The organism is Embleya hyalina (genome assembly GCF_003967355.1).
Taxonomy (GTDB): Bacteria; Actinomycetota; Actinomycetes; order Streptomycetales; family Streptomycetaceae; genus Embleya; species Embleya hyalina.
On sequence record NZ_BIFH01000015.1, the window covers coordinates 227,682 to 239,580 of the forward strand.

The 11,899-nt window shown below is 71.8% G+C and carries 10 protein-coding genes; all 10 read right to left on the reverse strand.

Annotation, left to right across the window (positions count from 1 at the left end; genetic code table 11):
• Positions 1-417 precede the first annotated feature (417 nt).
• Entirely contained in the window at positions 418-1,875 is a 1,458-nt protein-coding gene (locus EMA17_RS08685) for a WXG100 family type VII secretion target (RefSeq protein WP_126636333.1), read from the reverse strand.
• Between the two features lie 48 nt (positions 1,876-1,923).
• Positions 1,924-2,349 (reverse strand): DUF2563 family protein, encoded by a 426-nt coding sequence (locus EMA17_RS08690; protein ID WP_126636334.1) that lies wholly within the window; start codon positions 2,347-2,349, stop codon positions 1,924-1,926.
• Positions 2,350-2,604: 255 nt separating this feature from the next.
• A complete protein-coding gene (locus EMA17_RS08695) occupies positions 2,605-4,389 on the reverse strand; it encodes an ABC-F family ATP-binding cassette domain-containing protein (RefSeq protein ID WP_126636335.1) in 1,785 nt (594 codons plus the stop codon).
• Between the two features lie 52 nt (positions 4,390-4,441).
• Positions 4,442-5,383 carry a 4-(cytidine 5'-diphospho)-2-C-methyl-D-erythritol kinase gene (locus EMA17_RS08700; protein ID WP_126636336.1) on the reverse strand — a complete coding sequence of 314 codons (942 nt, stop codon included), beginning with the start codon at positions 5,381-5,383 and terminating at the stop codon, positions 4,442-4,444.
• A 102-nt stretch (positions 5,384-5,485) separates the two neighbouring features.
• On the reverse strand, positions 5,486-6,385 hold the full coding sequence (gene rsmA, locus EMA17_RS08705; protein WP_126636337.1) for a 16S rRNA (adenine(1518)-N(6)/adenine(1519)-N(6))-dimethyltransferase RsmA: 900 nt from the start codon (positions 6,383-6,385) through the stop codon (positions 5,486-5,488).
• A complete protein-coding gene (locus EMA17_RS08710) occupies positions 6,382-7,542 on the reverse strand; it encodes a resuscitation-promoting factor (protein ID WP_246126537.1) in 1,161 nt (386 codons plus the stop codon). Before EMA17_RS08710 ends, rsmA begins: the two co-directional genes overlap by 4 nt.
• 179 nt (positions 7,543-7,721) lie before the next feature.
• Positions 7,722-8,618 carry a TatD family hydrolase gene (locus EMA17_RS08720; protein ID WP_126636339.1) on the reverse strand — a complete coding sequence of 299 codons (897 nt, stop codon included), beginning with the start codon at positions 8,616-8,618 and terminating at the stop codon, positions 7,722-7,724.
• A complete protein-coding gene (gene metG, locus EMA17_RS08725; protein WP_126636340.1) occupies positions 8,619-10,238 on the reverse strand; it encodes a methionine--tRNA ligase in 1,620 nt (539 codons plus the stop codon).
• 87 nt (positions 10,239-10,325) lie between these two features.
• On the reverse strand, positions 10,326-10,712 hold the full coding sequence (locus EMA17_RS08730) for a hypothetical protein (RefSeq protein WP_126636341.1): 387 nt from the start codon (positions 10,710-10,712) through the stop codon (positions 10,326-10,328).
• Between the two features lie 304 nt (positions 10,713-11,016).
• The gene (gene rsmI, locus EMA17_RS08735) at positions 11,017-11,895 is read right to left on the reverse strand and encodes a 16S rRNA (cytidine(1402)-2'-O)-methyltransferase (RefSeq protein ID WP_126636342.1); all 879 of its coding nucleotides are present in this window, start codon (positions 11,893-11,895) and stop codon (positions 11,017-11,019) included.
• Positions 11,896-11,899: the final 4 nt, after the last annotated feature.

Sequence of the window (11,899 nt, forward strand, 5' to 3'; positions counted from 1 at the left end):
CACCGACCACACGCGGCACCGACACGCCGGTGCAGCCAGGCGTCCCGCCTCGTCGCACCACGCCCACCCCGGCGGTCGTACGCAACTGCCCCTATTGCCCCCACAACCCCCGACGGCCCCACGATCACGGCGTCACTTGCGGCCCAGGCGCATCGGGTGGACCAACAGCCGCGCAGGCAACCACCGGCACTCGGGATTCAGCGTAAGGCCCGTCCCGGGCCGCCGTCGCGGTTTTGCCCAAACGCCCGAGAGTTTGGTGTTTGCCGTTTGCGCGACGGAACGCCGCGCGGCTCCGCCACGTCCCCTTCTGTTCCCCGAGCACGAGAATCGGGCCCCACCCGTTCCGTCGCCCGGGCACGCGGATCGGCCCCACCCGCGACACACGCGGATGGGGCCGATCCCGAGTCCTGCGACCGCTCAGTCCACCACCGGCGGAGCCGTGGTGCGGTCGCCCACCCACGTCTCCTCCTCCTCGCGCAGGTAGTCGGCGCGCTGCCGCCGGTCGCGCCGGTCGCGCTCCCCGCCGCCCGCGCCCATCCCGCCGCCGCGCATCCCGCCGCGACCGGCGCCGGTCTGGCCGCCCGCACCCGCGCCCGCCCGCCCGGCCAGACCGGTGCCGCCGGAGGAGAACCGGCCGGACCCGCTCGCGGTACGCGGAGTACCGCCGACCACGCCACCGCTCTGCCCGGTGAACCGGCGCCCACCCGCGCCCCCGGGCCTGCCGCCGGACGGGTGCTCGCCGCCACCGCCGCCGCCGGGGCCGCGCCCGAAGGGCCGACCACCGGTGACCGGCTCGGTCGACGACTGGACGTTGGGGTTGCGCCCGTTGCCGAGAAGCGGGTTCGAGGTCAACTGGGCCTTGGTGACCCCGGTCTTGCCACCGGGCGGGATGCCGCCCTTGCCGCCGCCGAGCCCCGGCGGGAAGCCGCCGGGCAGACCACCGGGCGGATTCTGCTGGAAGGGACCGCTGCCACCGGGACCGGGCAGACCGGGACCCGTGGGCCCGGGGTCCGCCACCGGCGTGGGCCCGTTCTGGAACGGACCGGTGCCCTGGAGGTCGGTACCGGCCGGCGACACGTGGCCGCCGGGACTTCCGACACCCCCGGACCCCGAGCCGCCCGAACCCGAGCCGTCGGAGCCGGAGTACACCACGCCGCCGCCGTCCCCGTTGGGCCCGTGCCCGGGGATCAGCGTCCCGCCGTCACGACCCGTCCTGGTCCGTACCGTCGAGTTGTTGCCGCTCCGCCGAGGGTCGCCGGTCGTATCGCGGCCGCCGTTGTGCGTCACGTGCGGCAGCGCGGGCAGCGGCGGGAATTCCACCACCGGCGCCTTGGCCAGCGTCTCGGTGGTCACCGTGTAGGTGCTGCCCAGGCTCTCCATCCGCCGGATGGCCTCCTGGCGCGCCTGCTCCAACTCGGTCTTGGCCGAGGCGACCAGAACCTTCTTGTCGGGGCTGTCGCCGGGTTGGCACAGCAGCTTCTTGTCACCGTTGCTGTCCACGATGACCTTGGCGTTCGCCGGCACCTCCGGCATGGTCAGCAGCGCGAAGCTCAACTCGCTGCCCGCGTGGTCCATCGCGGTGCCGACCGTGCCCGAGTGCTCCGCGAACTTGCGCGTCGCGACCATGACCTTGCCGGCCCAATCGCGGAAGCTGTCGGCGGACTTGCCCTTCCACTCCAGTCGGCTGATCCGCGTCTCCAACGCCGTCGTCAGCGTCTCCAGCGTCTCCTTGGCATCGAGCAACGCCTTTCCCGACGCCGTCAGTTCGGCGGGTCGCGCGCCGTCGATCATCTTCTTCAGCGCCTCGTGCGAAAACTCGTCGAACTTGGTGGGACCGTCTCCCCACCCGCCGCCACCGCCCGCATCCGCAACCATCTCGTCACCCCGTCCCCGTAGTCCGCGTCACGTCGAATCGGACCCCGTTCAGGGGGTCTTCGCCGGCGGCGCGGGAGCCGGCGCGTTGTTCGCGTAGTCCTGTTGCAGAGCCTTGTACTTGGCGGTGAACTCCGCCTCGTTGCCCTCGTACGTGCCCTGCACGTACTGGACGGTCATCTGCATCGCCTCGATCTGGCGCTTGAGCTGCGTCGAGAGGTCGATCAGCTCCGAGCGCACGTCGACGTAGGCCGACCACAGCCGGATCGCCTCGCCGAAGTTGCCCGAGGCGTCCAGCTCGACGCGGTTGTCCACCAGCTTGTGCGGTGCCGCGGTGGACGCGTCCAGGTCGTCCAACGCGCGCTGGACGTCCTTCTGGAACTGCACCATCGATTCCAGACCGACGGACAGCGCCTGCATGTCCGACGACGAAACCCCCACGGGCCCGCCGTCACCGGTATCCGCGATGAGCACCATCTGCCACACTCCCCCGTGCGTGGAGCCGATACCTCACCCCGTCACCACGCAGCTAGTTACCAACGCACCGCGCGTGCCCCACATCCGAGGCGGCGCATCGCGGCACACCCGTATCCGTGTCCTCAGACTACCCAGCCGATATGACCGATGGGTACGGGGTAACCCTCGCTTCGGACGGTGACCGGGTATCGATTCGGTGAACCACGAACGCGCGGAATACCCGACATGTCCCATCGCCGGGTCCCCCGATGCGAACTATTCGGCCTCTTCGGCCAGTTCCAGCCAGCGCATCTCCAACTCGTCCCGCTCGTCCCGGATCGCGCGCAGCTCGGCGTCGAGCGCGGAGACCTTGTCGAAGTCGGTGGCATGCTCGGCCAGGCCGTCGTGCACCTTCTTCTCCCGGTCGGCCAGCTTGGTCAACTGCCGCTCGACACGCTGGAGTTCCTTCTTCGCCGCCCGGGTGTCCCCGCCACTGCGGCGGACCGGCGCGGCGGCGGTGGCGCCCGCCTCGACGACGGCGTGCCGGCGCTGGAGGTATTCCTCGATGCCGCCCGGCAACATCCGCAAGGTACGGTCGCCGAGCAGCGCGAGCACCGTGTCGGTGGTGCGCTCGACGAAGTAGCGGTCGTGGCTGACGATCACCAGCGAACCCGGCCAGCCGTCGAGCAGGTCCTCGAGCTGGGTCAGCGTCTCGATGTCGAGGTCGTTGGTCGGTTCGTCCATGAACAGCACGTTGGGCTCGTCCATCAGCAGCCGCAGCAGCTGCAACCGGCGCCGCTCGCCACCGGACAGGTCGGCGACCGGCGTCCACTGCTTCTCGCCGGTGAAGCCGAACTGCTCGCACAGCTGACCGGCGGTCAGCTCCTTGCCCTTGCCGATCTCGACCCGCTCGCGCACCTGGGAGACCGCCTCCAGGACCCGCAACGTGCCCGGCAGTTCGACGACCTCCTGGGAGAGGTAGGCGAGCTTGACGGTGCGCCCGACCACGATCTTGCCCGCGGCCGGCTGCCGGTCCTCGTAGGCCGCGTCCTTGAGCGCGCGAAGCAGCGAGGTCTTGCCCGCGCCGTTGACCCCGACCAGGCCGATCCGGTCGCCCGGGCCCAGGTTCCAGGTCAGGTGCTCCAGGAGGGTCTTGGGGCCCGCCTCGATCCGTACGTCGAGCAGTTCGAACACGGTCTTGCCCAGGCGCGCGTTGGCGAAGCCGCGCAGCGCCAGGGTGTCGCGCGGCGGCGGCTCGTCGGCGATCAGCTCGTTCGCCGCCTCGATCCGGAACTTGGGCTTGGAGGTGCGCGCGGGGGCGCCGCGGCGCAGCCAGGCCAGCTCCTTGCGGACCAGGTTCTGCCGCTTGGTCTCCTCGGTGCTCGCGATCCGCGCGCGCTCGGCGCGGGCCAGGACGTACGCCGAGTAGCCGCCCTCGTAGTCGTGCACCTTGCCGCCCTGCACGTCCCACGTGCGGGTGCAGACCTCGTCCAGGAACCAGCGGTCGTGGGTGACCACGACGAGCGCGGAGCGCCGGGTCTTGAGGTGCCCGGCCAGCCAGGCGATGCCCTCGACGTCGAGGTGGTTGGTCGGCTCGTCGAGGATGATCAGGTCGTGCTCTTCGATCAGCAGCTTGGCCAGCGCGATCCGGCGCCGCTCACCGCCGGACAGCGGGCCGATCACCGAGTCGATGCCGCTCTCGAAGCCGGGCATGGACAAGCCGCCGAACAGCCCGGTCAGCACATCGCGGATGCGCGCGTCGCCCGCCCACTCGTGCTCGGGGCGGTCGCCGACGATCTCCCGGCGCACGGTGGCCGTCGGATCGAGGTCGTCCTGCTGGCTGAGGATGCCCAGGCTGAGCCCGCCCACGTGGGTGACCCGGCCCGAATCGACCGGTTCCCGCTGGGCCATCACCCGGATCAGCGTGGTCTTGCCGTCACCGTTGCGACCCACGACCCCGATCCGGTCGCCTTCGGCCACACCGAGGGACACTTCGTCGAGCAGGGTGCGCATGACGTACGCCTTGCCGACTGACTCAAGATTGACCAGGTTCGCCATCAGACCGAACCGCCGTACCGCAACGCTCGCATTCGACCAAGCCTAACGGTCCCCACTACACCGTGTTCTCGCGCTCCACCGGAACGACCCGGCGCGGCAGTACCCGGGCCCCGGGCACCGCGCCGAACGCGACCCGCGCGGCCCGGCAGGTGCCGGAGTCGGTCAGCCGCTCGGCCACCAGGTGGGCGGTCTCCCGGTCCGGTGCCAGGAACGCGCAGGTGGGTCCGGAGCCGGAGACCAGCGAGCCGACGGCGCCCGCGGCCATCCCCGCCGCGAGCGTCGCGGCCAGCGCGGGCCGCAGCGACAGCGCGGCCGGTTGCAGATCGTTGACCAGGTTCGCGCCCAGCGCGTGCGCGTCGCCCGCCCGCAGCGCGGCGATCAACTCGGCCCGCGGCGCGGGCGGCCCGACGGGCTCGCCGGCCAGCTCGCGCAGCCGGTCGCACTCGCCGTAGACGGCGGGCGTGGACAGCCCGCCGTCGGCGAGCGCGAAGACCCAGTGGAAGCGCGCCGTGGTCGGCACCGACGCCAGCCGCTCGCCCCGCCCGGTGCCGATCGCGGTCCCGCCCAGGTCGGAGAACGGTACGTCGCTGCCCAGCTCCGCGCCGAGCCGGCGCAACATCGGGCGCGGGGTGTCGCCGCGCCACAGCGTGTCGCACGCGAGCAGCGTGGCCGCGGCGTCCGCGCTGCCGCCGGCCATGCCGCCCGCGACCGGGATGCCCTTGCGGATGTGGATGCCCACGTTCGGCTCGCGGCCGAGCCGGTCGGCGAGCAGGATCGCCGCGCGCGCGGCCAGGTTGTTGTGGTCCAGCGGGACGTCGCCGACGCCCTCGCCCTCGCAGGTCACCTCGAGCCGGTCCGCGGGGGTGACGGTGACCTCGTCGTACAGCGACACGGCGTGGAAGACGCTGACCAGCTCGTGAAAGCCGTCGGGCCGCACACCACCGACCGCGAGCTGCAGATTGACCTTCGCGGGAACGCTGACGGTGACGGAAGACACGGCTAGTGGAACTCCTTCGTGGCCCGGTCGGGCCTCTTCGGACGCGGGCCGTGCGAACTCCCCGGCACCGTCGCCGATGGTATCGACGGCGGCACCCGGCACTCAGTCGCGGGGCTCGTTCGGGGCGGCTTCGGGGCGGCTGTCGGGGCGGTGCTCGGCGATCCGGGCGAACTCCGCCACCCCCAGCGCCTCGCCGCGCGTGCGCGGGTCGATCCCGGCCGCGCGCAGCGCCTCCTCGGCCCCGGCCGCCGAGCCGGCCCAGCCCGCCAGCGCCGCCCGCAGCGTCTTGCGCCGCTGCGCGAAGGCCGCGTCCACCACCGCGAACACCTCCGCGCGGGTCGCGGTGGTCGGCGGCGGGTCGCGGCGTACGAACGACACCAGGCCGGAGTCGACGTTGGGCGCGGGCCAGAACACGTTGCGCCCGATCGCACCCGCGCGCTTGACGTCCGCGTACCAGGCGGCCTTGACCGACGGCACCCCGTACACCTTGCCGCCGGGCGTCGCCGCGAGCCGGTCGGCCACCTCCGACTGCACCATCACCAGCAGTCGATCGAGCGAGGGGAAGGTCTGGAGCATGTGCAGCAGCACCGGCACCGAGACGTTGTAGGGCAGGTTCGCCACCAACGCGGTGGGCGCCGGGCCGGGCAGCTCGGCGACCGTCATGGCGTCGGCGTGCACGAGCGCGAAATCGGCCGCCCGCTCCGGCATCCGGGCCGCGATCGTGGTCGGCAGGTGCCGGGCCAGGACCGGGTCGATCTCGATCGCGACCACCCGCGCGGCGCTCTCCAGCAGGGCCAGGGTCAACGAGCCGAGGCCGGGGCCGATCTCGACGACGACGTCGTCGGGCCGCACACCCGCGGTCCGCACGATGCGGCGCACCGTGTTGGCGTCGATCACGAAGTTCTGGCCGAGCTGTTTGGTCGGGCGCACACCCAGGGCCTCGGCGAGCGCACGGATGTCCGCGGCACCGAGGAGTCCCGGTCCCGCGGGAAGATCACTCACGAGAAGAGCCTACTGCCGCACAGCGGCCACGGACTCGCCCCGCGCTGGACATACATGAGCTTTGCCCGATATGTCTGCTCGGACGCGGGCGCCTGACTGGCCACCCCGGTACCGCCCATCGACTGCCAGGTCTGCGCGTCGAACTGGTAGAGCCCGTGATAGGTCCCCGAGCCGTCCACCACGTTCGCCCGGCCGCCCGACTCGCACTGCGCGAGCGCGTTCCAGTTGAGCTGGTCGGCCCCGGCCACCGAGTTCGGCATCTCCTTGGTGCCGACCTTGACGATCTGGGTGACCGGCTCCTTGATCACCTTCTCCGAGATCTTGCGCGGCTCCTGCTTGACGCCGTTGACCGTCTCGTACGAGTAGGTGATCTGCCGCAGCCCGACCACGCCCTTGGTGGCGACCTCCTCGGTGCCCTTGAACTGGGTCGGGTCGTCCTGCTTGGTGGTCTTGAACGGGATCTTCTCGTCCTTGGTCACGGTGGTGCCGGTGACCCGCAGGATCGAGATGGTCTGCCCCTGCTGCGGATACGCGTCGGTCGGCACGTCCATCCGGTCCTGCGGCCCTATCGCGATGCCCGCCTGGTCCAGGGCGGCCTGCACGGTGGCCGCGTTGGTCCGCAGCGGGATGGTCTTGCCGTCGACCAGGAACGTGATCGCGCGTTCGGTGCGCACGTCCAGGTTGAGCCCCTGCCGGCCGATCGGCAGATCGCGCGAGACGGACAGGTAGGCGCCGTCCGCCCGCACCCCGACCTGCTCCAGCGCCTCGGCCACCGACTTCGCGGTCACCCAGACCTGCTGCGGCCGGCCGTCGACGGTCAGGGTCAGCAGGCGGCCGTAGCGCACCGCGATCCGATCGCCGTCCTCGATGCCCGCCTTGCGGCCGGGCGCGACGATGTCGTGCTCGCCCACCTTGACGTCCTGGCGGTCGAGCAGCCCGGAGACGTCGGAGGCGAAGGTGTGCACGGTGCGCTCCTCGCCGTCCACGACGAGCTTGACCGTCTTGTCGTAGGCGACGAAGGCGGTGGTGCCGCCGACCAGGACGGCGACCACCAGGGCCTGCGGGACGAGCGAGCGCAGGGACGGGCCGGGGCGGCTGCCGCCCCTCCCCGCCCGGGCGGAGGTACGCCTGCGGGCGGAGCCGGCGGAACGACTCAAGGGTGCTCCTGAGGGGTTTCCGGGGGTCGGGTCCGGGGGTGTGATCCCGGGTGCGGGCCGAGGTTCCGCCCGACGAGCACCGGACTGTACACCGGCCCGGGACGCGGGCCGGCCGCCGCCCGGTCGTCCGGGTGACGGGCGGCCGGCGCGCACCGGCCCGCGGCGGGCCGGCGGGGCAACTACGCGGGCGCGAACGCGCGTTCGGCGTTGGCCGCGAGCGCGGCGGCCAGCTCGTCCTCGGCCAGGCCCTTGACCTCGGCCATCGCCCGTACGGTGATCGGCACGAGGTAGGGCGCGTTGGGACGACCCCGGTAGGGCACCGGGGTCAGGAACGGCGCGTCGGTCTCGACCAGGATCAGCTCGGTCGGGGCCACCGTCAGCGCGTCGCGCAGCGGCTGCGCGCTCGGGTAGGTCACGTTGCCCGCGAAGGACATCAGGTAGCCGTACTCGGCGCAGGTCTTCGCCATCTCGGCGTCACCCGAGAAGCAGTGGAAGACCACCCGCTCCGGGGCGCCCTCCTCGGCCAGGATCCGCAACACGTCGGCGTGTGCCTCGCGGTCGTGGATCACCAGCGGCTTGCGGTGCCGCTTGGCGATCCCGATGTGTCGGCGGAACGACTCCTGCTGGGTCGCCACGCCCTCGTCGCCGGTGCGGAAGTAGTCCAGGCCGGTCTCGCCGACCCCGCGCACGTGCGGCAGCGCGGCGAGCCGGTCGATCTCGGCGATCGCCGCGTCCAGGGCGGCCGCCCCACCGGGCGGGCGCCGCTGTCCGGACCACCCGTCGGGGTCGCCGAGCACGATCCGCGGCGCCTCGTTCGGGTGCAGCGCCACGGTGGCGTGCACCCGCTCGTGCGCGGCCGCGATCTCCGCCGCCCAGACCGAGGACGGCACGTCGATGCCGACCTGGACGAGGGTGTCCACCCCGACCGCGGCGGCGGCCGACAACGCGTCGGCCGGCGTCGTGTCCTGGAGGTCCAGATGCGTGTGCGCGTCCCAGACCGGCACCCGCAGCGGATCCGGGGCGGGCGGCGGGGTGGTGTCCCGAGGCCCGCCGTCCCGCCGCTTGCGCTTGCTCACCTACGCGTCCGCCTTCTTCTCTTCCAGCCTCGGGAACAACACCGCGCCCTTGGTGATCACGGCCCCTTCGGGCAACCGCCCCCAGCGGCCCGCGTCCTGCACGTGCTGCGCGTCGAGCGCGCCCAGGTGGGCCTCGGCGCCGAGCGAGTCCCACAACTTGTGCGCGGTCTCCGGCATCACCGGGTTGAGCAGCACGGCGAGCGCGCGCAGCGACTCGGCCGAGGTGTACAGGATCGTGGCCAGCCGGGCCCGGCCCTCGGGGCTGTCGTCCTTGGCCACCTTCCACGGCTCCTGCTCCGTGATGTAGCCGTTGACCAGCTTCACGTAGCCGAACACCGCGTCCAGACCGGCCTGGAAGTCGAGCGCGCGGACCCGGTCGTCGGCGATCGAGACCGTCTCGATCAGCGCGCTGTGCAGCACGCCCTCGGCGTCCCCGTCGGCGGTGGAGGCGGGCAGCGCGCCGTCGAAGTACTTGCCGACCATGGCCGCCACGCGCGAGGCCAGGTTGCCGAAGTCGTTGGCCAGCTCGGAGGTGTACCGCGCGGAGAAGTCCTCCCACGAGAACGACCCGTCCTGGCCGAACTGGATCGCGCGCAGGAAGTAGTAGCGGTAGGCGTCGACACCGAAGTGGTCGGTGAGCTGCCGCGGCGAGATGCCGGTCAGGTTCGACTTGCTCATCTTCTCGCCGCCGACCATCAGCCAGCCGTTCGCGAACACCCGCCCCGGCACCGGCAGGCCGTTGGCCATCAGCATCGCGGGCCAGATCACCGCGTGGAAGCGCAGGATGTCCTTGCCGACCAGGTGCACGTCGGCCGGGAAGGTCTGCTCGAACTTCGCCTGGTCCGCGCCGTAGCCGACGGCGGTGGCGTAGTTGAGCAGCGCGTCGATCCACACGTAGATGACGTGCTTGGGGTCCCACGGCACCGGGATGCCCCAGTCGAACGTGGACCGCGAGATGGACAGGTCCTGCAGGCCCTGTCGGACGAACTGCAACACCTCGTTGCGGGCCGAGGCCGGCTGGATGAAGTCCGGGTTGGCCTCGTAGAACTCGAGCAGCCGCGGACCGTACTCGGAGAGCTTGAAGAAGTAGTTCTCCTCCTTGAGCATCTCCACCGGACGCTTGTGGATCGGGCACAACTTCTGCCCGTCCTCGCCGTCGATCAGATCACCCGGCGCCTTGTACTCCTCGCACGCGACGCAGTACGGGCCCTCGTAGCCGCCCTTGTAGATCTCGCCCTTGTCGAACAGGTCCTGGACGAACTCCTGGACCCGGGCGGTGTGTCGCAGCTCGGTGGTGCGGATGAAGTCGTCGTTCGCGATCTCCAGGTGCTCCCACAGCGGCTTCCACGCCTCCGTGACCAGCTTGTCGCACCACTCCTGCGGAGTGACCCCGTTCGCCTCGGCCGTGCGCATGATCTTCTGACCGTGCTCGTCCGTGCCGGTGAGGAACCACACCTTCTCGCCGCGCTGGCGGTGCCAGCGGGTGAGCACGTCGCCTGCGACGGTCGTATAGGCGTGGCCCAGGTGCGGGGCGTCATTTACGTAGTAAATGGGCGTTGTGACATAGAACGCCTTCGTGCGCTCGCCCGCAGTGTGTTCAGTGGTTCCAGTGGCCGCCATACCCGGAATCCTACGGCCGACGGACCGCCGCCCGCCCCCGAGTATCCCCGGGGGCGGGCGGCGGCGTCCGGGCGACCCGGATCGGGGTCAGGCGGAGCGGTGCAGCGAGGGCAGGTGCCACCGCGAGGCGCCGCGCGGGGCGGGCACCTTGGCCGGCTTCGGGGCCTTGGGGGCCTTCGGGGTCTTGGCGGCCTTGACCGGCTTCACGGCCTTGACCGCCGCGACGGACCCGGAGGTACCGGCCGCCGAGGCGACCCGTCCGGCGGGCAGTATCCGCAGCCGGGTGCCGTCGCAGTGCTCGCACGCCGGCTTGGTGAACGGGGACGGCACAAGGGTCCCCTCGGAGTAGTAGCGGCACAGGCGCAATCCGTGCAGATCGGTCGCGTGGTGAATCTCGTAGTCGCGTTCCCAGCCTCGACCACACGACATACAGACGAAGGAGTAGGACTCGTGCACCACCGTCGGGTTCTCCATGACGACCTCCTCACACGGGTGGGCCCGCCGACTGGTTCGAGGGCTTCCCGTGACCGGTATCCATGGAATGCCCGAGGGGGCCGCGACGTATCGACCCGAACGGTTCCTTGACGGGGGGCACTACGGAATATTGATATTCCGAAAGACTCATCACCCGATCGAGTGCAGCGCCCTACCTGCCCGTTGCACGCGCTTGACCGTCGCGCCGTGCGCGGCGCGAGCGACGCGGACACGCCGGGTGGCGAGTGATTCACAGAGCGTTTCGGAAGGGGTGGATCGGGGCGATCCGGACGCCCGTGCCGACCTACTTGCCCGCCTGGGCCGCCTTGGCCGCCACCACCGCGTCGAAGACCGTGCGCTTGGGCACGCCGACCTCCGCGGCCACCGCCGCGATCGCCTCCTTGCGCGGCTGTCCGGCGGCCTCGCGTCCGGCCACCAGCGCGACGAGGTCGGCCGGGCCGAGCTGCGACGGGTCGGCCGGCGGCGCGCCCGCGACCACCACGGTGATCTCGCCGCGCACGCCCGGCTCCGCCCACACGGCGAGTTCGGCCAGGGTGTCCCGGCGGACCTCCTCGTACGTCTTGGTCAACTCGCGACACACCGCGCCGCGCCGTTCGGCGCCCAGCGCCTCGGCCATCGCGGCCAGCGACTCGGCGAGCCGGTGCGGCGCCTCGAAGAACACCATCGTGCGCGGCTCGGCGGCCAACTCGGCGAGGCGTCGGGACCGCTCCCCGGCCTTTCGGGGCAGGAAGCCCTCGAAGCAGAACCGGTCCACCGGCAGACCGGACAGCGCCAGCGCGGTCAGCACCGCCGACGGTCCAGGTACGGCCGTCACCCGGATGTCCTCCGCCACCGCGGCCTCGACCAGGCGATATCCCGGATCGGACACCGACGGCATCCCGGCGTCGGTGATCAGGAGCACCCGCTTGCCCTCGCGCAACGCCCGGACCAGGTCCGGAGTGCGCGCCGCCTCGTTGCCCTCGAAGTACGACACCACGCGCCCCGGCACCTCCACGCCGAGCGCGCCGGCCAGTCTGCGCAGCCGGCGGGTGTCCTCGGCGGCCACCACGTCGGCCGTGCCCAGCTCCGCGGCGAGTCGCGCGGGCGCGTCGCCCACGTCACCGATGGGGGTGCCGGCGAGTACGAGTACGCCGCTCTGAGAGGTGTGCTGTTCGTGTTCCACCCGG

Coding starts and splice junctions, on each gene's coding strand:
- EMA17_RS08730 (WP_126636341.1), bottom strand. CDS start 10,712: ATGGAGAACCCGACGGTGGTGCACGAGTCCTACTCCTTCGTCTGTATG.
- EMA17_RS08685 (WP_126636333.1), bottom strand. CDS start 1,875: ATGGTTGCGGATGCGGGCGGTGGCGGCGGGTGGGGAGACGGTCCCACC.
- metG (WP_126636340.1), bottom strand. CDS start 10,238: ATGGCGGCCACTGGAACCACTGAACACACTGCGGGCGAGCGCACGAAG.
- EMA17_RS08690 (WP_126636334.1), bottom strand. CDS start 2,349: ATGGTGCTCATCGCGGATACCGGTGACGGCGGGCCCGTGGGGGTTTCG.